Below are 21,818 nucleotides of genomic sequence, written 5' to 3'. Positions count from 1 at the left end.
TGTGAGGGTATATGTGTATTCTATTAAAAAAGTATTTTCCCTAATCTAGTTATATACATATTTCTATATGTATTCGAACTTTGTCGTTTTCTCCATCATATGATATTCCAACTCTTGTTAGATAAGGAGGTTTTTAACATTAAAAAAACTGATACTATGCGCATCTTAATTACTGGATGTGCCGGATTTATTGGATTTCATCTAAGCAGACACCTATTAGAACAAGGTTTTCAAGTCATTGGAATTGATAATATAAATGACTACTATGACAGACGTCTAAAATTTGATAGATTGGAAATTTTAAAGAAATATGAACATTTCAGTTTCATTAATGGCTCAATACATGAAATGGAGATTCTAGAAGAGCTATTTGTAAAATATAATTTCGATCTAGTCATTAATCTAGCAGCACAGGCTGGAGTGAGATATAGCTTAGAAAATCCAGGGTCATACATCCAATCAAACCTTGTAGGTTTTGCTAATATTTTAGAGTGTTGTAAAAATCATCAAATTAAACACCTCATATACGCTTCTTCTAGCTCTGTTTATGGGAATAATAAAAAATCTCCCTCTTCAATTGATGATCGAGTTGACCAACCAATTAGTTTATATGCAGCCACAAAAAAAGCAAATGAATTAATGGCACATTCTTATAGTCATACGTTTAATCTACCTACGACTGGATTGCGTTTTTTTACGGTCTATGGACCATGGGGTAGACCTGATATGGCATTATATAAATTTGCTAATGCAATCACTAACGGACAACCAATAGACGTTTATAATTATGGAAATATGAAACGAGATTTTACTTATATTGATGATGTAGTTGAATCAATTGTGAGAATCATTAAAAATGGGCCACCAAAAGAATCCTCCTCTTACTATAAACTTTATAATATTGGTAACCATAGCCCAGTGAAATTAAATTATTTTATCGAAGTTTTAGAAAAGCAACTTGGTATAAAAGCAACTATTCGATTATTGCCGATGATTTCAGGAGAAGTACTTGAAACATATGCAGATATTGATCAACTCGTAAATGATATTCAATATAGTCCAACTACTTCAATCGAAGACGGTATAGCTAAATTTGTTGAATGGTTTAAGGAATATAAGAAGATAATTTAACTCCCTATTTAAATATGGTCTAGAAATGAAAATAACCACAAGGATTTAATTTCCCTTGTGGTTTATTTGTAACTTTTTGTACTGGTTAGTGGAGTCACCTCAATCAGAAGATGAAGCGATCTTTTTTCGGTCAGTCTAATAGACTGGTTAAGTGCTCATTGCATACAAATTACTCGCCTGATTCTTATCATCACTTAACATTTGAATATAATCCTCATTTAATTGATCTGTTAAATGATCGCGATAGTGCCAAATTGATAATAAACATAGTTTAAATTTTTCAATTATACCTACGTTTTTAACTTTTCTAGCTACATTTATTAAATCATTTAAGCCTTCAATATATTGCTTATTTTCACATTTTAAAATTGACTGTGCATAGCAAAAGTCCAAATACATTTGTTGTTTATACATATTTGAACTATTGGCCATTTCATTAATTACTTTTTCATGATGATTGATTAAAGTTGAAGCATCTTCTAATCTCCCTAACTTTACATAGGATTCAATAATTCTCGGAATGCCTACATATAAATCATCTCGATCTTTAATCCAATCGTAGTATTCATCAGCATAATGTAGTTCACCAAAGTCTAGTAATGTAACATAACGATTACCGATTGCAGCCTCAGCAAAAAAATCATTTATTTTACCATACTTTTTTATTATTTCAAGCACTTCATCTAAAGAATTACTTAACCTATTCAAAGCAAAGCCTTGATATACTAATGCATAGCCATAATGTTTTTCATTTTTCGCCATTTTTTCTAATCGCTTAGCATAATGAAGAACTTTGTCCCATTGTTTTAACATATAGTAGGTTGCCGTAATCCATAAAATCGTTAATTCCTGAAAATCATCTGGCATATAGCTCACATATTCTAGAACATGAACAAGAGTTGCTGGTCCTTCCTCTGTTAGCCTATTTAAATAGTACTTTCTAAAATAACTAATAGCAACTTCCTCTGCTGTTTGATCTGGCATGTGATCTATAATGATTTCATATAAAGGCAAAGCCTCTTTTTCTTTCCCTTCAGCAAATAACTTTTCAGCTATTTCATATAAATTTTGTAAATTTTTTGTACGAATTGTCTTAGATTTCTCCTCTAACATTTCAGAAATAATAAAGTCTAACTCTTTATCAAATCCATTTATTGCACATTTATAAATAAACGCTACACTTCTTCGTTTATCTAAATATCGATTCTGATTAAAGCATAGTTGTGTATAGCTTGAGTAAAAATACCCTTCTGGTAAACCGAACGCTTCTGTAATTGCATCTAAATAATGCAAAGAAAGAGGCTTTTTATTATTAAATACTCTACTAATATCACTAATATGGATTCCAGAATATTTAGCCAAATCAGCTTTATTCCAATTTTTATCATTCATAAATGTAAGAAAATCATATAGAAGTATCTGATTCATAAGCTTTCCTCTCCATACTCGGTAAGATCTTTTATTTCAACGATTCCTCCATTTTATCTATATGAAAAATGGAAAATTAGGTAAAATCACACGTAATCTACTAGGTTTATTATACTATTTTGTCATTTTTTTAAAATAGGAAATATTCAATTTTTTATTAAAATTGATTAATTATTTAAATTCTGTTTCTTTATCAATTGTTTTTAGTTCAGTATGTATAATACTTTTCCTACCCTTTACGCATTCTTTTCCTATAGTGGGAAATAATACCTTTATCATTTTAAATATTGGGGTGTATTAAATGTTCAAGAAAATTATTTCATTTATTCCGGAGTATCCGATTTTCATACAAGCTTTTGTTACCTTTATCGTTCCTGTAGGATTATCAAAATTTTTCAAATGGGTTCATATTATGGAGAAAGAGTGATTTAAATGAAGCGTTGGAGATCCAATAAAATCTCAGAAAATATGGCATCTCTAAATAATGAATCTCAAAATAATAATGAAATCTTATCCAGTGATCTCCAAGTAAATTTGGATTGGATTTTTAATGAAATTGGACATAATTCTGATGTTAAATTTAGAGAATTTTTATTAGGTGAAACAGATATTCAAGTAGCAATTATTTTTATTGATGGCTTATCTAATGCAGAATTAATTCAAAAGCATATATTGGGCGAATTAATGACGGGACTTACAGCCATTGCCACCAATTATAAAAATAATGGGCAATCTTTAAATCTAAAAGAAATTAAAAAATGTATTAAAGAGAAATCACTCACTGTTTGTACAATTGAAGAAGTCACTACTTTTAAAAAATTAAAAACAGATGTTCTATTTGGTTCAATTGGTTTGTTAGTAGATGGTATTTCTGAATGTTTTTTAATCGGCGAAGCACTAACAAAAACTAGAGAAGTAAAGGAACCTGATTCTGAGGCACTTGTTCGTGGACCAAGACTTGGCTTTGTTGAAAGCTTAGCTGATAATACGGCCATGTTAAGGCGTGCTGGAAAAAATCCAGATTTAACAATGCTAGGATTTGAAATTGGTGAAGTTTCAAAAAAACAATTAGTTATAGCATACATCTCAACGATTGCGAATTCTGAGATTATCGAGGAAGTAAAAAAAAGAATAAAAAGAATTGAAATTGATAGCGTTCCAGACTCTGGTTATATAGAACAATTAATAGAAGATGACTATTTAAGTCCTTTTCCTCAGATTCAAAGTACTGAACGTCCTGATCGGGTTATGAGTGCTTTAATGGAAGGTAGAGTAGCCATTATATTGGATGGTTCACCATTTGCACTTATTGCTCCTGTAACTTTTCAGATGTTATTACAATCTCCTGAGGATTATTATGAAAGATGGTTTGCAGCTACTTTAGTTCGATTATTACGCTATCTTTCATGTTTTATTGCTTTATTTGCTCCATCTTTGTACATTGCATTTATTTCGTTTCATCAAGGACTAATTCCGACAAAGCTAGTATTTCATATAGCAGCAACTAGAGGTGGCGTACCATTTCCTCCGTTAATTGAAGCACTAATAATGGAAATCTCGATTGAGGTATTAAGGGAAGCCGGTTTACGTTTACCTAAGCCAATTGGGCAATCTTTAGGCATTGTTGGAGGGTTAATTATCGGTCAGGCTGCAGTTGAAGCAGGAATTGTCAGTACAATCATGGTTATTGTCGTTGCAGTAACAGCAATTTCCTCATTTACATTACCACAATATAATGTAGGAATTGCACTTCGTATGCTTCGTTTTTTATCGATGCTTTTTGCAAGTGTATTTGGTTTATATGGCGTCATTTTATTTTTCCTATTACTATGTAGTCATTTAGTAACACTAAAAAGTTTTGGGGTCCCTTATCTAAGTCCTGCTGCTCCTATTCGATTTGGTGATTGGAAAGATTTCGTCGTAAGAGCTCCTTTATTTATGTTGAAAAATCGTCCTAAAAGCCTGCAAGCAAAAAAAACAAGAAGGATGAAATAACTTAAGAAAGGAGGAGTTCTAGGTTATGAATTCAGAGCCTATTGATCGAATATCAACAAATCAAACTGTTATGTTTTTTGTAAATTTCATATTTGGTGCAGGTATTTTAATCCTACCGAGAACGATTACTGACAAAGTAAAAACGCCAGACGGTTGGATTGCCGTTATGGTATCTGGTTTGCTTATTACCTTGTTAGTATTTTTATTAGTCATGCTGTGTAAACAATATCCTAACGAAACATATTTTCAATTTACGCAAAAAATAATTGGTAAATGGTTAGGAATCCCATTATGTATCATTATTATCATCTATTATATTTGCATTTCAGCTTTAGAGGTTCGAGTAATGGCAGAAACTACACGTTTATTCTTACTACAAGGTACTCCTTCTTGGGCTATTTTAATTCCGTTCTTGTGGATTGGGTTATATATAGTTCTAGGAGGGATCAACCCAATCGCTAGGATATTGGAAATTATTTTTCCAATCACTGTATTATTTTTTCTATTAGTTATTTTTTTAGGAATAGGCATTATTGAAATAGACAACCTACGTCCAGTTCTTGGAAATGGTTTCAAACCCGTCCTTAATGGACTTAAAACAACTTCCCTTTCATTTTCAGGCTTTGAAGTGATTTTATTTATTTTTATGTTTATGAAGGATAAGTCGAAGGTATCAAAATCAATTATGTTAGGGATCGGTATTCCATTTGTTTTTTATACAATTACTGTCGTTGCTGTAGTCGGAGCATTCTCAGTAAACGGTGTTTTATTACAAACTTGGCCCGTACTCACTTATATTCGCAGCTATGATATTCAGGGGCTATTTGTAGAAAGATTTGACTCATTACTTCTAGTTATTTGGATTATGCAAATTTTTGCTACCTATATCATCGCATTGTATATTTGTGCCCTTGGAATGGTTCAAGTTTTACATAAAAAAAATATGAAACCTTTTCTTTTTGGCACATTACCATTTATTTATATTATTGCAATGATTCCTAAAGATATAAATCAAACTTTTACAATGGCCGATACAATCGGTAATACAGCATTTTATTTATTTGGGATCGTCCCACTTATCCTACTAGTGATTTCATCTGTGAGGAAAAAATTAAATGAGAAAATGTAGGTTAAAACGAATCGTTATATGTTTAATTTCTAATAGTATTCTCCTAATTTTATTATCGGGTTGCTGGAGTAGTAGGCCAATTGAGGACTTAAACATTATCGTAGGTTCTTCGCTAGATAAAGACGGTGAAGGAAAATTAAAATCGACCCTACAATATGTCGTTCCTGAGGCATTGGATACAAAGTCTGGTGGAGATAATGTATCGAAACCATATATAAATGTGATTGGTGAAGGCATATCGTTAGAACCTACAGGATGGGATACTACTTTAAAGAGAAATGGTTACATTTTTGGAGCACATCAAAAATGCATTGTTATTAGTGAAGAACTTGCTAGAGAAATAAACCTCCGAGAGCTTACTGATTTATATTTTCGTGATATCGATATTCGTGGAAGTACGCTAATTTTCATTGCAAAAGGTGAAGCCTCAAAAGCATTAGAAACGAAAGAACCAAATGTCATTCCGTCATTACGAATCGTTGAAATTGCAGACCAATCATTAACTTCAATAATTGTCAGTAAAACACCATTAATAAAAATTGGTGGATTAATGAATTCTGGTTCTAGTTTTCTCCTTCAATTATTAGAAACAACTGATAAAGGTGTTAAGTTTTCTGGCGGTGCAATTTTTAATGGTAAAAAAAATAAAATGATTGGCTCTCTTAATCCACTAGAAGTAGAAGGAGTTAATTGGATTACGGCACAAGGGAAGGGCGGAGCGGTAAAGGCATACACGAAAAAATCAGATGGCCCGACTTGGTTTCAAAATGAATTAATAAAAAGTAAAGTTACACCTCATATAAAAGGTAACAAAATCTCTTTTGACGTAAAAATTGAATCAGAAGGTAGAATAGCAGAGTATTGGAATCCTAAGTTAAGACCTGTATTTGAAGAGAAAAATGTTAAAAGGATTGAAAAAGCAACTGCAGTTGAAGTCACAAAATTAGTAGAAAATGTAACAAAAAAGCTTCAAAATGAATATAAAACAGATGTTGCTGGATTTGGAAACGAAGTAAGAATTCAATACCCAAAACAATGGAAAAAAATGAGTAAGAATTGGGATGAACTATTTAGTAAAGCTAAAATAAACTATGATGTTCACATTACAATCAGAGATTATGGTATGATTGGCAAGAAAAAAAATAAATAAAAAATAAAGCTCGAATCCATAAATGGAATTGAGCTTTATTTTTTATTGAAGTTGAAGTTTTATCGATCATTAAGTACTTCATTTGTTCGGACAAAGAATGAAGAAATCACTCTTTCTTTATTAAATTCAAATGTAATTATTTTTTTCATTTTTAAAACTAAACTAGGATCACCCCATAGTGTATCCTTGTTTTCGTAATGTGCCGAAAATACGTCATAAAATAAATGAGGAAACAATAAATCAGCTTTAAGTAGCTGGTACTGTATACAAGATAACGGATTGATTTCCTGATATGCGATGATTATTTTCTTCATTAACTTTGCATTACAATTTTTTTCTTTCATTGCGATATTTAAAATTCTTCTCATATCATGAATCGGTAATTCGATATTTAAAGAACTCATATTTAAGAAATATAAATTCCCGTCTTCTCCGATTGTAAGATCATCTACATTAAAATTTAGGTAGCATAATGTTTTCGCTTTCTCTTCTTCCTCTTCTGCAATATATTTATCAATTATTGCTAAAGCTTTTTCACATTGCATTAAAACTGTGTTTATATTTTTTAAATACAGCTTATCGATTTCATTTTGATGCTTTAACTTAGCTCGTTCTTCTTTCCATTTTGTTAATTTTAAAAATTTATTTTGTAAATCTTTTTTCCAATTTGACTGAATAATTGAAACTTGCTCAGTTGTTAATTCTATGCCTATTGAAGCTTTATGAAAAGAAGCAAGCCCATTCATCAACAGAATAAGATCTTCTTCACTCTCAAAATTTGGTCTTCTCCCATTAACAGCTTCAAATAACATAAAATATTCATCTTTCATCTTTACAAAACCGTCACCTAATTTGGTTGTTAATACTTCTGGTGTAAAGACGCCATTATCTCTAAGATAGTCAATTGCATAAATCATGAATTCAATATATTTTTCATCAATTAAAACTTTCTTTAATAAAACTTCACCGATATTTGTATCAATGGGCCACTCAGCTTTTTTTTCATCAATGTATTTTAAAGATTCATGTTTTACTTCTAAAGGGTAATTTGCAATTACTTTTTTTACTAAATCACTAAAAAAAGCGTCCAAAAATGATACCTCCCAAATAATACTTATCCACTGTTAATCTATGAATATGTACATGTTTAGAGACGGCTAATCTACTAATTAAATTAGGAAGTAAGAATAATAATCTTTTAAGATTACTTTATACAGTTTACTTAATCTCTTTAAATTAAATACAACAAAATTTCTATTAATTTTTTTATTAAAAAAACAAACATGAACCTATTTGCAATTAAAAAAATCCTAAAGAGTAATGAGCTAATTCTACACTTTAGGATTTTCCTTTGACTTCTTTATCAGATGAGTAAAACAACCTAAAATTCCTCATAATACTCATTAAAAGGAGTGTTATGCATGAAAGAAATAATGATCTTTGTTTTGTTATCATTTTTTTGTTTCCTGTTCATTTACATACTTACATTATTACAAGGTTTTGATTTACATTATTTAACTTTAGCCCTTTCTTATAATAAAGTAGGTTTTTTAACTCTTGATAAAATAATGGTCGGTTATTTCATTGTCTATTTTTGTTTAACTATGGTTCTTAAACTAAGAAAGGGATAATTTATTTTGAATCTTTAATGTTACAAATAAGATAAGCGGCAATATAATTTGAAACGGTACATGGAGATATTTAGGGACTAATTCAAGTCCTATATAAACATGCTGTGCGTATGAAACAGTTGTAAATATGCTGAAAAATATAATCATAATACCTATTAAAAATGTAATTAACCAATCATCTTTTAAATTAAATATTTCCATAGTCCCTACTACTGCTCCAAAAAATAAAATTGATATTTTAATAAAACCTAAAATAACAAAAACAATTACCGCTAGAGACTCTAATCTTGTAAAAAAATCACCTATGTTAATTAATGATACGCTTGAAAGTACCGGGTACGTTGAAGCTTTAAAAATAATTTCACCTAAATTTGCAATATGTATAATCGTCGATATTGTTAGAAAGATCCCAGCATAAATCATTGCTAAATAGCTCATTTTGTATGCATTTTTTGGTTGATCATAGTGTTGTAGCAACAATAAAAATATTATTGACTCCCCAAATGGGAATGTTATAGTTGTTGGAAATGTTGATTTTAAAACTGGTTTCCATCCGTATTCAAGGATAGGTTTTAAATGAGAAAAATTTAAAAATCCAGTTAATAATTGAGAAAAGATGAGAATAAAAACGATAATTCCACTTAATAGAAAACAAATCCAAACCGTCCTAGCAAAACTCGTAAATCCTTTCATTACCGTATAAATCAAAAGAAACAACATTAACATTGAAATTGTGAATAAACCTGTATTATCTAATGCAACCGTTAAAATAAGCTCGGCAAAATCTCTCATAACCCTTGATGCAATATAGATACAATAAACAACATATAATATTCCAACTAAGCCGCCTAAATATTTTCCCCATGCTTTTTGTAAGGACTTGATTAATGAGTTAGACGGGTTATTTTTATATATTCCCAAATATAAGCTTAATAAGAGTAATCCACCAACAAGGCTTATTAAAATTGCAAGCCAGGCATCTCTTCCAGCATCTTGTGCAGGGTCAACTGCAACAGCACTTCCAATTAAATAAATTGCCAATAAACTAAATAACTGCTCTGAATTAAATCTCATATTTTGCATTACTTCACCCTATTTCTTCTTCATGATAACAGGATCCCCTAGTAATCCACTTCGCTTAATTATGACCGTCGTTTTAACATTTACTTTTGCATTTGCGAAATCTTCTGCCCAATTACTTTTCATCTTTTTCCACATTTTTGGATTATGTGTATGAATCATATCACCGAATCCAAAGACATCACTCTTATAGTTTTGAGCAGATTTAATACTATGCTCAATTTGGTGCTTAACTACTTTTGCAGCTTGTTTTTCAATCTTTATTAAATCTTGAACGCTTTCAATATTTATTGAACAACCAGTTTCATCAAGTAATGTAAGGAGCGTATTATCAATGTTAATAATCGGGATATTTCCCTTAACTTTCACATCCGATTTTATTTTTTGAGCATGTAACCGAAGAGAGCTATATTTATTATTTCCGCAAGGTATGGCAAAATTCGTTTGTTGAATTTTATCCAATACCATTAAAATTCCTCTTACATCACGTCCTGAAATCCAACCAACTAGTTTACTACCTCGAAATAATGCTAAGTCATCAATTTTAGTTTCGGCTGGTTCCATCGTTTGTAAATTCGATAACGTATTTTTTTCTTTATTCTCGTTAACAATTTCAACTCCACTAATCGCAATCTCTTTCCCAGAATAGGTCAGGTCTTCACCTAATTCAAATACATTTGGATTGACACTTTCACCTAATGAAAAATTAACGCTTTGGATTTTTGAAACCATTTCTGCTGATGAAACTTTATTAATAGGTGTCATTGTATTTAAGATCTGTTCGGCTGTTGAATTTTTAGCTACAAGAACAGACATAAAAGCGGAGACTCTTGGTTCCCGAATAATAGCGTCTACTATTTCTTCTATACCATGCTTTGCTGCATTCTCACCTATTACAGTTAATCCAACATGAGTAAAGTCTTTGTTCTTCGTTATTTTTTTTCCTGCTTCTCTAATTGCTTCTGATAATGTTTTCCCAGTACTTGTATAAAGAATGACTGGCGAAGAATTGCCACCACCATTTTGACCAGTAGCTAAATCAGTTGGATTAATGACTTGTAAAGTAACTTTAAAATTAGATTTATCAGTCCAATCGACACCTAATCCCGTAATAAATGAAATTTTATTTAACTCCATATAATTACTACAGCCTGATAGTAGCAAAAAAACGGATATTATTAACTTTAATTTAAGATTACGATTCATTGTCTTCACCGTTTTTATTTTTTTGTTGTTTTCTCATCCTTGTTGATCCTGGGACAAAATCTTTACTTGAAGTTTTTAAATTTTTCCAAGGTAGACGGATAAAATTATCTTCATTATCTCTAATTGATAATGGGGATACTGGCATTAAATATGGCACTCCAAATGAATCGAGTGTATTTAAATGAACTAGCCAAAATAAAAACATTAATGCAATTCCATACAACCCAGCAATTCCTGCACTTAAAATAAATAAATATCTCAGTAGTCTTGCAGATGCAGCAACACTATAATAAGGAAGAGTAAAACTTGAAATACCAGTAATTGAGACAAAGATAATCATTGCAGTAGATATAATTCCCGCTTGTACAACAGCTTGCCCTATTACAAGTGCACCAACTATTGATACAGTTGATGCAAGAACCCTTGGGCTACGAATACTAGCTTCCCTAATGATTTCAAAAGCAAATTCCATTAGCAATAACTCAACGATCGCAGGAAACGGTACACTTTCTCTTTGAGCTGCAAGACTAACTAATAACGGTGTTGGGATCATCGAACGATGGTGTGTAATTAATGCAAGATATAATGCAGAAACTAATAATGATGTAAAAAATGCTGTAAATCTCAAAAATCTTAAAAAGGTTCCAACAATATATCGTTGATTATAATCATCAGGCGATTGGAAAAACATAGGTAAGGTTGCTGGAAGTACTAGCCCCATTGGACTACCATCTACAATAATTCCAATTCTACCTTCTAATAAATTTGCGGCAATTACATCAGGTCTTTCACTGTCCAAGACAGTTGGAAATGGACTTAAGGGTTTTGATTCAATAAGATATTCTATATTTATTGATTCTAAAACTCCATTAACTTTAGCATTCTTTAGTTTTTCTTTTATAGTATGTAAAATATCTTGATCAACCTTGTCATCAAGATAAGAGATTACTACACTCGTATTCGTAACATCACCAACTTTAATCATTTCCATTTTAAATTGAGCACTTCGAAGTCGGTAACGTAGAAGTGACATATTAGTAGCAATTGATTCAGTAAAACTATCTTTAGGACCACGAATAATCGTTTGTCCAGTTGACTCTGAAACGGAACGAAATTGTCCACTTTTCGTATCAATCAGCAATACTTTTAGTTGATTATCAATAAATATTGCTGTGTCTCCATTTAAAACTGCCATCATTATGTTATTCCATTCATTTTCAGTTTTAACTTGTGGAACATCAAACGTATTATCTTTCATTTCATTGAAGAAATTAATTTCGCTTAAATTATCTAATTTCATGTTTTTCCATTTATGTAGAATTGGATCAACGATAAATTGACTGATTGTGTCACCATTTGAAATACCTTGAAGATGTACTAGTGCCATTTTTCTTTTTTTGGTTTCTCCAACCTCAAATTCTCTAACGATTAAATCTGCACAATACTGCAATTCATGATTTATATTTTGTAAATTTTTATGTAAATCGGATGATAAAACAACTGGAGCTTTAACTTCCTTTGATTGTCTACTTCTATTTGGATAACCCAATCGCATATCAATCACCTATCAATTTATTTATTACTATTTAAAATTTGTTAAATGTAGAAAAATTATGCTATTTATTACCATTTTCTAAAAATCATTAAATCATTAACGTGAAAAATCACCTACTTCGTTCAATAGGAAACGTTTAAACTCGACAAAATTCATTTTTTTATTATGTTTTCTGGCTTTTTTGAACAATTTTATTATGAGTTTTGAAAGATTTATATCCTAAATTGAGAAAAACGTTGATTTTATAAGGAATAAATAACCCAATTGACTGGGTATTAAATTTTCCTAATAATCAGAATATAAGGTTAATTCCTTAAGATAAATTTGAAGGGGTGTATTGCATTTGAAAAGCAGTTTAGTAAAGCCACTCAAAGTTGTTTCTACTAGTTTTATTGCAGCTAGTTTGTTATTTTCTAGTCATACTTTTGCATCTGTTGATTCTACTTCTCAAGGTGGCAGATCAAACGTAGAGCAGTATTTAAAAAATTTAACAAAAGAGGATCGAAATCGAGTACATAACGGCGTTGAAACGGCCGATCAAGAAAAGTATTTATCACCTAAGCTTGATACGACGAGTAATAAACCAGTAAACATCATTGTTCAATTTGACCAAGACCCTGCTAAAACGGATATTAAGAAAAACGAAGAAAACGGAATTGAAGTCTCATTAGATGAGGCAAAAAATAAAGTAGAAAAATCACATCAAAATTTTAAACAGAAAATTGGACAAGCAAAAAAAGCCGTCTCAACTATGCAAATTCACAAAGAGTACCGCCAAGCTTTTAACGGTGTTGCAATGACTGTACCAGGTAATGAAGTACATACTATTCTTGCGATGGATGAAGTAAAAGCAATATTTGAAGATAAAGTAATCACAATAGATGATCCATCTCCTACAGAGATTCAAGCAAACGAGTCAAGTAGTCACTCTCCCGCAGAAGATAGTACTGAAAATATCGGTGCAACAAAACTTCACGAAGAAGGAATTACTGGAAAAGGTGTTAAAGTTGCTGTAATTGATACTGGGATAGATTATAATCACCCAGATTTAAAAGACGTCTATAAAGGTGGATATGATTTCGTGAATAACGATTCTGATCCAATGGAAACAACATACGACGATTGGAAAAAATCTGGACAACCTGAAATCAATGCGTTAGCTGGATCTACATACTATACTTCCCATGGAACTCATGTTTCTGGAACGATTGCGGGGCAAGGTAAAAATAAAACAGATTATGCAGTTACAGGCGTTGCACCTGGAGTTGATCTATATGCATACAAAGTGCTTGGACCATATGGATCAGGATCCTCAAGTAACATCATCGCTGGAATCGATAAAGCAGTAGCAGACGGAATGGATGTTATTAATCTATCTTTAGGTTCAAATTATAACGACCCTCTTGATCCAAATGCAATCGCAATCAATAATGCAGTTTTAGCTGGAACGACTGCTGTTATAGCAGCTGGTAACTCTGGTAGTGATTTGTATTCACTTGGTTCACCTGGTACTTCTCCTCTAGCTTTAACAGTTGGTGCAAGTGATTTTTCAATGACGATTCCTACAGCTACTGGCACAGTTAGTTCAAATGATAATCTTTCCTTATCAAATTTAAAACTACTTGCAAAGAGTTACGATGATGATTTAAATACTCTTAAAAATCAAACTCTACCAATCGTGTTTGTCGGTCTAGGAAATAGCGAAAGTGATTATAGTGGCAAAGATGTAAATGGTAAAATCGCTCTAATTGAGCGTGGAATCCTTAGCTTAAATGAAAAAGTAATGCTAGCAAAGAAACATGGTGCAAAAGCAGTTTTAATGTACAATAATAACCCAACAGAAGGCCAAATTCCTCATTATCTTGGAAACGGATTTGACTTTATCCCTTCATTTACAATGACAAACGAACAAGGATTAAAAGTTGTAGATAAAGTAAATCAAGGTAATGCGACCTTCACTTTACACTCAATTGGTGAAATGAAAACTAGTGGAGATACATTAGCTGATTTTAGTTCACGTGGTCCTTCAAATAGATTTTATGATATTAAACCAGAAGTTACTGCACCAGGAGTTGCTGTATTTTCAAGTGTACCTGCTTATCAAAACGGACCAAATCATCTGACTGATTATACGAACGCATATATGAGTGCATCTGGAACATCAATGGCTACTCCTCACGTTGCTGGAGCTGCTGCCCTTCTTTTACAAAAACATCCAGAATACAAACCAGAAGATGTAAAAGCAGCTTTAATGAATACAGCCGATAAACTACAAAAAGATTATAGTGTATTTGAAGTAGGTGCAGGAAGAATTGATGTTTATGAAGCAGTTCATTCTGACTTGCATATCAAGGTACTAGATAAAACGATCAGCACAAAAGATGGTCAAGATATAACTATACCAGACGTTACAGGAGCATTAAGCTTCGGACCACAAGTTACTGCAGGTAAGGAAAAAACAGACTCTCGAGTAGTTTCTATTTCAAATACAAGTAACAAAAAGAAAACATTTAATGTTCAAGTTAAGTTTAATCAAAATGTAAAAGGAGCTAAAGATGCTTCAGCTAACAATATTACATTAGATGTTCCTGATACGGTGACACTGAATGCCAATAAAACAATAAAAATCAAACCAACAATTCATATTCCTGCTACTGCTGAATTTGGAATCTACGAAGGGTATATTTATATTACAAGCAATAGCAATCCAGATGAAGTTTACCAAATACCTTTTGGCTTCAAGCATTTACAAGAAGGCATTAATTCAATTAATGCTTATGAAGACGCCTTTACAACACGACGTGATTTAAATCATAGTTTCCCATCCGGAACAGCCATTCAATTCTCCCTTAATAGTCCAATGGAAACTGTAGATCTGGTTTTAAAAGATGCGAAAACAGGAAAAGAGCTAGGACTTGTTGATTCATATGAGGGTCTTTTCACTGAAGATAGTATGTTTGAAACTGAATACGGATTTAATGGACTTTATAGTGCATTTACGGGTCATAAGGATCATCCAATTTCATATTCAAAAAGGCTTGCTCCTCCAGGAAAATATGAATTAGAACTAATCGCTACAAACAGAGAAGGTAAAACATTTAAAAAGTCTGATGTATTTTATATTGAAAATACTAACCCAATCGTAAAAATGCAGCAACCAGGTGGAGTTTATGAAATAACTCCAGATGGTATGACTGTAAAAGGTAACATATATGACCAACAAGTAGATATCATGAATCAAAATGGATTTAAATGGGATCAGTCTTCCAACATGGTTAACTTAATTAATAAAACAAAATTCTCATCAACACCTTTAAAAATTGAAAAGAATGGTGACTTTGAATTTAAAACTAATCTATTAGACGGTAAAGATGTAACAAAAATTAGTCTTGACACCTATGACTACGCAGGAAACGGAATGCAGGATCACCCTGATTTCTCATACACACTTGTTAAAAAAGGACTACCATATGCAAAACTAGTCGCAAACAAAAATGATGTGAAATATGGTGAAAATGTAACGTTATCACTAAGTGCAAATAATGTTAAAGATTTAACAGGTGGAGAATTTACATTAACATTCCCTTCAACAGCATACGACGTTGCAAATGTATCATTAAATAAGGATTATGTTTCTTATGCTAAGTCACATGGCTTAAATGCCGATCTTAAAATCATTGAGCAGACCGCAAGTAAAATTACACTTAACACTCAATTATCAGGAGACTCAATTCAGCCAATCCAAACGAACATGCCATTAATCGATATTACTTTTAAAGTAAAAGAAAAACCAAGCACATATATTAAATGGATTCAAACTATTGATCTCACAAAATCTACTGCATTCTCCTTAAATCAAGCACCTGCGGCAATTCAAGGCTTTGGTCAAGGAATAAATATCGTACCAACTTACTCTCAACTTGAAGGCGGTATACTTGCAGATGGATTTTTAGATAACTGGGGTATTTGGTTAGACTACAACAAAGATTTTTCTAAAGCTGGCATGAGTTTAAAATTAGTTTCAAAAAACGGAAAGACTTATACTGGAGAATTTAACAGCAGTGCACGATACTTTGTTAAAAATCTTCCAGCTACAAATGAAGATTATGATTTAACAGTTAAAATTCCAGGACATTTCGACCGTCATGTAACAGTTAATGATTTGTATGATGTGACGAATGGTGATGTTGTTGGTAGACTGTCCTACATTTTATATGCTCCAGTAATGGGTGGAGATGTAAATAATGATGACGTAATCGATGTGTTAGATGCTGATTATATTAAAACATACTGGGGCACTAACAAGCGTGCAGCCGATATCAATTTCGATGGGATTGTTGACGCTAAGGATATGAGTTTTGTTCAAAAGAATTATTTAACACCAAACCCTGATGTCCAAGACGTTCCTAAAGGTAAAACGAAAATTAAAGGTGAAACTTTAACAGACATTTTGAAGGATTTAAACATTCAATAAACAATTTAATAGAATAATAGAAAACGTCGGATCATTGGACCCGACGTTTTTACGCTGTCGAAAAACAACCTTGTCAATTAAATTACCAAATTTTCGTAAAAGGAGTAGAGTGATGTTGATTTCCACTACAGGATGCTCGCTTTCCATGGGGCGAGACCTGAGCCTCCTCGGCAAGCCTGCGGGGTCTCAGCCTTCCCGCTTATCCCATAGGAGTCGAGCACCCCTCCGCTCCAATCAACTTATTCATCAAAAAAAGTCTGCAATAAACCCTAATCAAATAGCCTTTACTTGGAGTAACCTAACCGTTTTGTATTAATAAGCTTGTAGGTCAACTAATGTCGAACTTTAATTAAACCAATCAACTGAATTTGTTTTCTAAAATTTGCTCATAATATTTTTAACTTCAGAAATAAATCATTAATTACTAGTGATTTTGAATCATAAAATTGCTTAAAATATTAACATTTAAAACCAATGATATTTAATGTCCGTTTTCCCTATTGACCATTTTGCATTTCAACACTCTGAAAACGTCGGATCTTTAGACCCGACGTTTTTCTTCTTTAAAATCACTCTTATTATCCAGCTAATATGTCACTCTTTTTATTCGCAGACATGCTATTTTTTGTAATAAGACTAATAACGATCATAATAAGAGCATTAATCACTAGTGCAACAATTCCTACATTTAAGTCTTTCACTAGCTGTGGAAGATGGGGAAAAGTTTGAGCAAAGGTTTTTTCGCCTAAATCAAATATTGAAACGATTGCTCCTCCAAATATAATTCCTGTAATAGCTCCGTATTTTGTTACAAAGTTCTTTTTCATTAAACTTAAGAAAAATGGTGGAGCAAGCTGGGTTATAAAATTATAGGCCACAATTGCAATACTAAATAGAGAGTTACCACCTTTAAATGTAAAATATAAACCTATTAGCGTAATAAAAGGAACGATTAATTTTATTAATCTTACAATTTGTATTTCTGATTTAGATGGTACTACTACTTTATAAATATTATTAACGAATAATGTAGAGATTACCATCAGAATCAGTGAAGCTGGTACTAAAGCTGCTAATACCCCTGTGCCCCCTATTAGTCCTACAAACCATGGATCAAACGTCTTTTTAGAAAGAAGTAATAAAATCTTATCACCATCACTTCCTTGTAAACCTTTAATTTGTAAGATTGCTGCAAACCCTACGAAAAATGCAAATAATAAAATCAACTGATACAACGGCATAATAATTGCGTTCTTTCTTAAAACCTTCGCATTTTTGGCTGCAAAAATAGGTGGGAATGAGTGTGGCCACATATACATTCCAATTCCACTTAATATAATAGTAGAAATATACCATGTTAAATTCATACCTTGTTCTGGTAGAATCGTAAAGTTTGGCTTAGCATGTTCAATCGCTTGATACATCGGCTTAATACCGCCATAAAAATGAATAGGGAAATAGATACCTAAAAATAAAATAATGGCAAGAATTAATATATCCTTTAAAACAGAGGTCCATGCAGAACCATGAATTCCAGATAGCATAACGAATAAAGTAACACCGAGTGCGCCAAATAAAATTGCCATTTTTGAAGAAATAACCCCATAAGACGTAATCTCAACAATATAACCCAAACCTTTAAATTGTAAAACTAAGTAACAAAATAAAGCGACAATGCCAACGATTGCAACAAGTACTCCTAGGATCTGACTATCATACTTTTTTGCCATAAAATCTGATTGTGAAATTAGTTTATGCTTTTTGGAGTATTTCCAAATCTTAGGAAAAGCCCAATATGAAATGATTGATGCAATACATCCATATGAAACAATACTAAAAATTGAACCACCTTCACTATATGCAGAGCCACTAGCACCTAAAAAGGTAAAAGTAGTATACATTTCTCCAGCTGATAATAAAAAGATGAAAAGCGTCCCCATCCCACGGCCACCAACAGACCATTGTTCTAAGTTCATTTCTTTCCCTTTTTTAGACCATATACCGATCACTATCGAAATAATAAAAAATAAGAAAATAAATAATGTACCAGTATTCATTCTATTTCCTCCTCTTTATTCGCAGGATCAAATAAATAGATTAAACCTAAACATGCAGTAGTAAGTAATGACCATAGTACAATGGAGAAGTGAAAAAATGGCATACCAAGTACATAAGGAGTAACTTTATTCGAAAACAACGCACCTATGACAAAACCAATAACCGGTATAAAGCCAAGTAAATAGATTTTTTTCATACGCTACTCTCCTTAATTTTAGTTATTTAATATGTTAAAGGCTCCTTGAACAAAGATCTTTACACCATCCTTTAAAGCTTTCTCGTCAATATTAAATTTCGGATGGTGGTGCGGATATACTATTCCCTCTGTCTCATTTCTTGAACCTATAAAAAAATAAGCTCCAGGTACTTCATTAAGAAATGCTGAAAAATCTTCACTTCCCATGATTGGGTTAATTAATACACGATTTTCTTCTCCCAATAGTTCACAAACAGTTTGATCTATTAAACTAGTTGTTACATCATCATTATTGACTGGGGAGTATCCAAAATGGTATTCAATCTCATATTTTGCACCATGAGCATCGGTAATACCTTTTACAATCTGTTCAATCAACTTAGGTAAATTATTTCGAACTTCAGGTTTAAAGCTACGAACTGAACCACCGATTGTAACAAAATTTGGAATGACGTTTATTGCTGTACCCCCATTAAATTGTGTAACTGATATGACGGCAGTATCGATCGGATCAATCTTTCTTGAGACGATATGCTGTATGTTTGTTACTACTTGGGTACCAATTAGAATTGGATCGACTGTTTGATTTGGTTGAGAAGCGTGACCCCCTTCACCAATGATCGTAATTTTAAACATATCTGCACCAGCCATAATAGGTCCATAATTTAAACCGATTTTTCCCGTTTCCAAACTACTCGTTAAGTGTGCTCCGATAATCAGATCAACTCCATCAAGTACCCCTGCACTCACCATCTCAATTGCACCACCTGGTGGTAATTCTTCTGCGTGTTGGAAAATAAATCGAATCTCACCTTTTATTTGATTTTTTAAGCTACAAAGTAGTTTCGCAGCTCCCAATAACATTGCAGTATGTCCATCATGACCACATGCATGCATGATTCCATCCTTTTTAGACCTAAATTCAATTTTATTTTCTTCATGAATTGGCAGAGCATCCATATCCGCTCGAATTGCAAGGACTTTCCCAGGATGGTCTCCTATTAATCTAGCAACAATACTAGTCTTAGTTGGTCTAGAGATTTCTAAGTCACCAAACGATTTTAGTTTGTCATACACAAATTGAGCAGTATTTTCTTCTTGGAAGGATAACTCCGGATTTTCATGCAAATACCTTCTCCATTCAATCACTTCCTCGTTAATCGAACTAACCAATTCATCTAAGCTTAATTCAGAAAAAATTTCATACACGATTGAAACACCTCCGAGATTCATACAAATTTTATTTAAGGAGCATTTACGGTCATTTTCCTTATATGTTGATTCTATTACGCGAAAACGGTTTCTACAATACTTTTTTGTTTAAAATTCTAAATATTAACAAAATTTAACTCTGCAAAAAAAAATAAACACTCCAATTTGAAATGTTTATTTAAAGCGATATATTTTACTAGGTCTCCCACGAAAAGATAAAGATTCCTCGCCAATGCATTCTAGTAATTCTACTTCACACAAATCTGCAACTATGCGTCTAGCATTTCGTTCTGTCATATTAAGCTGTTCAGCTAAATTCTTTGTTGTAAAATCGGACCACCCCATTCTCTTAATGAGATTTTGGATTTTATGAAATGTCTTCACACTAATATTGCCTAATTTAAGTTTTTGCAACAATTCTTGGTCATCTGTTCGATAAGCATATGTAAACTCTTCTTCTCTACCAACTGACTCGATGATTTCTCCGTTCTCTTGGACAATTATGATCTTTCGATTATTCGTTTCTTTTGACTGTTGAATTGATTCAATCGCATGTTTCTCTGCAGAAAAAACAGTCTCCCCAAAACCAATACCTACGGAGACTTTTGAATCAGATTCTAACGATAACTGTTCGACCGTATTTTCTAACAGTTTAATCTCTCGTTCAATTGCACCTCTAGAACTGTAAATTAAATATTTCCCGTACCCTTTTTCAATTAAAGAACCATTTAATTGTTCACAAAGTGTTAGAAGTACATTCTTAATACGAAGCTCGATGTGCTGTAAATGATATGGTGATTTTGATTTCTTAATAATCTCCTCAAAATTTTCTACTTCAATCAACTCTACTCCAATTTGAGAGTCTTTAAAATAAAGTCCTTTTACTTTTTCCGTTAATAGTTTTAATGTTTGCCGAATATCAACTCTACTAGTGGAAATCCATTCTACTGGAACTTCACGTTTTTTTAATTCCTGAAAAATAGTTGGGAAATTAGTCAATACACCTTCCGTTTTATTTGCTTCCCACAATTCAAGATGAAATTGTAATATCTCCTCTAAATTTATCTCTTCTCCTTCAAACCTTTTTATATAAAGCTGATCAAATGGGTTGCTCAGCTGCTCTAAAGCATCCTCTAATAAATTAGAATACATTGGCATATCAACGCTTAATTGCCTAATTAACTTACTAGTATGATACATAATATTAAGCAGACTTTTATATACCGTAGCCTCAGTATGAGGAATATATAATAATTTTTCACTAGAATGTAGAATTTTTTTGGCAATATTATATGGTAATTGCCCTGAAAAAAGCCAAACATCCACATCTTGATCATGTTTCTTTAAAATATCTTTTGTTTCTACTGGCTCCTCATAAGCAAAAGGAAAAAACTTCATTTCATGTTCATATTCTTTAGAGAAACTTAAAATTCTTTCTATAGACCACTCTGGGCCGACCAGTCCAATACGATACATTATTACACCCCCAAATACGCTCAGATTTGATTTATTTAAGATTTCATTATGTACTTTGTCTAATTAATCTTAACAGTACTACACCTTAATTTACCAC

15 protein-coding genes are annotated in these 21,818 nt (G+C 32.1%); 6 read left to right on the top strand and 9 right to left on the bottom strand.

Translation table 11 applies throughout. The features are described 5' to 3' along the window. Positions 1–156: 156 nt before the first annotated feature. Positions 157–1,131 carry an NAD-dependent epimerase gene (locus BM319_RS06750; protein WP_091021961.1) on the top strand — a complete coding sequence of 325 codons (975 nt, stop codon included), beginning with the start codon at positions 157–159 and terminating at the stop codon, positions 1,129–1,131. Positions 1,132–1,278: 147 nt separating this feature from the next. Here BM319_RS06750 and BM319_RS06745 read toward each other — a convergent pair whose 3' ends face one another. Then, complete coding sequence (locus tag BM319_RS06745; RefSeq protein WP_069035444.1) at positions 1,279–2,559, bottom strand: helix-turn-helix domain-containing protein; 1,281 nt, start codon at positions 2,557–2,559, stop codon at positions 1,279–1,281. 301 nt (positions 2,560–2,860) lie between these two features. Here BM319_RS06745 and BM319_RS25005 point away from each other — a divergent pair, with 301 nt between their 5' ends. Genes BM319_RS25005 through BM319_RS06725 form a run of 4 tightly spaced genes read left to right on the top strand, consistent with a single transcriptional unit; the run spans position 2,861 to position 6,833 of the window. After that, the gene (locus BM319_RS25005) at positions 2,861–2,986 is read left to right on the top strand and encodes a hypothetical protein (protein WP_091021959.1); all 126 of its coding nucleotides are present in this window, start codon (positions 2,861–2,863) and stop codon (positions 2,984–2,986) included. Positions 2,987–2,991: 5 nt separating this feature from the next. Then, positions 2,992–4,554 (top strand): spore germination protein, encoded by a 1,563-nt coding sequence (locus tag BM319_RS06735; RefSeq protein ID WP_091021957.1) that lies wholly within the window; start codon positions 2,992–2,994, stop codon positions 4,552–4,554. Between the two features lie 25 nt (positions 4,555–4,579). Beyond that, positions 4,580–5,683 (top strand): GerAB/ArcD/ProY family transporter, encoded by a 1,104-nt coding sequence (locus tag BM319_RS06730; RefSeq protein WP_091021955.1) that lies wholly within the window; start codon positions 4,580–4,582, stop codon positions 5,681–5,683. After that, positions 5,670–6,833: a Ger(x)C family spore germination protein gene (locus BM319_RS06725; RefSeq protein ID WP_091021953.1), complete on the top strand. Its 1,164-nt coding sequence runs from the start codon at positions 5,670–5,672 to the stop codon at positions 6,831–6,833. The genes BM319_RS06730 and BM319_RS06725 overlap by 14 nt, the downstream gene beginning before the upstream one ends. A 59-nt stretch (positions 6,834–6,892) precedes the next feature. On the opposite strand, the gene BM319_RS06720 is transcribed toward BM319_RS06725, so the two are convergent. The 4 genes from BM319_RS06720 to BM319_RS06700 all read right to left on the bottom strand — a co-directional run bounded on the left by BM319_RS06720 (position 6,893) and on the right by BM319_RS06700 (position 12,305). Beyond that, a complete protein-coding gene (locus BM319_RS06720) occupies positions 6,893–7,924 on the bottom strand; it encodes a CotS family spore coat protein (RefSeq protein ID WP_175495579.1) in 1,032 nt (343 codons plus the stop codon). Positions 7,925–8,449: 525 nt separating this feature from the next. Then, on the bottom strand, positions 8,450–9,547 hold the full coding sequence (locus BM319_RS06710; protein ID WP_091021946.1) for a GerAB/ArcD/ProY family transporter: 1,098 nt from the start codon (positions 9,545–9,547) through the stop codon (positions 8,450–8,452). Between the two features lie 9 nt (positions 9,548–9,556). After that, positions 9,557–10,750 (bottom strand): Ger(x)C family spore germination protein, encoded by a 1,194-nt coding sequence (locus tag BM319_RS06705; protein ID WP_091021944.1) that lies wholly within the window; start codon positions 10,748–10,750, stop codon positions 9,557–9,559. Further along, entirely contained in the window at positions 10,740–12,305 is a 1,566-nt protein-coding gene (locus BM319_RS06700; protein WP_091021942.1) for a spore germination protein, read from the bottom strand. The genes BM319_RS06705 and BM319_RS06700 overlap by 11 nt, the downstream gene beginning before the upstream one ends. A 343-nt stretch (positions 12,306–12,648) precedes the next feature. On the opposite strand from BM319_RS06700, the gene BM319_RS06695 reads away from it, so the two are divergent. Continuing rightward, positions 12,649–16,779, top strand: coding sequence for a S8 family serine peptidase (locus BM319_RS06695; protein ID WP_175495578.1), 4,131 nt, complete (start codon positions 12,649–12,651; stop codon positions 16,777–16,779). A 578-nt stretch (positions 16,780–17,357) separates the two neighbouring features. On the opposite strand, the gene BM319_RS06690 is transcribed toward BM319_RS06695, so the two are convergent. The 4 genes from BM319_RS06690 to BM319_RS06675 all read right to left on the bottom strand — a co-directional run bounded on the left by BM319_RS06690 (position 17,358) and on the right by BM319_RS06675 (position 21,721). Then, on the bottom strand, positions 17,358–18,836 hold the full coding sequence (locus tag BM319_RS06690) for a sodium:solute symporter family protein (protein WP_091021938.1): 1,479 nt from the start codon (positions 18,834–18,836) through the stop codon (positions 17,358–17,360). Then, entirely contained in the window at positions 18,833–19,033 is a 201-nt protein-coding gene (locus BM319_RS06685; RefSeq protein ID WP_069033542.1) for a DUF3311 domain-containing protein, read from the bottom strand. The genes BM319_RS06690 and BM319_RS06685 overlap by 4 nt, the downstream gene beginning before the upstream one ends. Positions 19,034–19,051: 18 nt before the next feature. Beyond that, on the bottom strand, positions 19,052–20,242 hold the full coding sequence (locus BM319_RS06680) for a M20 family metallopeptidase (RefSeq protein WP_286143695.1): 1,191 nt from the start codon (positions 20,240–20,242) through the stop codon (positions 19,052–19,054). A gap of 177 nt (positions 20,243–20,419) precedes the next feature. Beyond that, entirely contained in the window at positions 20,420–21,721 is a 1,302-nt protein-coding gene (locus tag BM319_RS06675; protein ID WP_091021934.1) for a hypothetical protein, read from the bottom strand. Between the last annotated feature and the right edge of the window lie 97 nt (positions 21,722–21,818).

This window comes from Bacillus sp. UNCCL81 (assembly GCF_900112535.1).
In the GTDB taxonomy this organism is placed as follows: domain Bacteria; phylum Bacillota; class Bacilli; order Bacillales; family Bacillaceae_G; genus Gottfriedia; species Gottfriedia luciferensis_B.
Note: the sequence above shows the minus strand (reverse complement) of the source record. Positions and strands in the feature narration are given on the sequence as shown.

Coding starts and splice junctions, on each gene's coding strand:
- BM319_RS06750 (WP_091021961.1), top strand. CDS start 157: ATGCGCATCTTAATTACTGGATGTGCCGGATTTATTGGATTTCATCTA.
- BM319_RS06745 (WP_069035444.1), bottom strand. CDS start 2,559: ATGAATCAGATACTTCTATATGATTTTCTTACATTTATGAATGATAAA.
- BM319_RS25005 (WP_091021959.1), top strand. CDS start 2,861: ATGTTCAAGAAAATTATTTCATTTATTCCGGAGTATCCGATTTTCATA.
- BM319_RS06735 (WP_091021957.1), top strand. CDS start 2,992: ATGAAGCGTTGGAGATCCAATAAAATCTCAGAAAATATGGCATCTCTA.
- BM319_RS06730 (WP_091021955.1), top strand. CDS start 4,580: ATGAATTCAGAGCCTATTGATCGAATATCAACAAATCAAACTGTTATG.
- BM319_RS06725 (WP_091021953.1), top strand. CDS start 5,670: ATGAGAAAATGTAGGTTAAAACGAATCGTTATATGTTTAATTTCTAAT.
- BM319_RS06710 (WP_091021946.1), bottom strand. CDS start 9,547: ATGCAAAATATGAGATTTAATTCAGAGCAGTTATTTAGTTTATTGGCA.
- BM319_RS06705 (WP_091021944.1), bottom strand. CDS start 10,750: ATGAATCGTAATCTTAAATTAAAGTTAATAATATCCGTTTTTTTGCTA.
- BM319_RS06700 (WP_091021942.1), bottom strand. CDS start 12,305: ATGCGATTGGGTTATCCAAATAGAAGTAGACAATCAAAGGAAGTTAAA.
- BM319_RS06690 (WP_091021938.1), bottom strand. CDS start 18,836: ATGAATACTGGTACATTATTTATTTTCTTATTTTTTATTATTTCGATA.
- BM319_RS06685 (WP_069033542.1), bottom strand. CDS start 19,033: ATGAAAAAAATCTATTTACTTGGCTTTATACCGGTTATTGGTTTTGTC.
- BM319_RS06675 (WP_091021934.1), bottom strand. CDS start 21,721: ATGTATCGTATTGGACTGGTCGGCCCAGAGTGGTCTATAGAAAGAATT.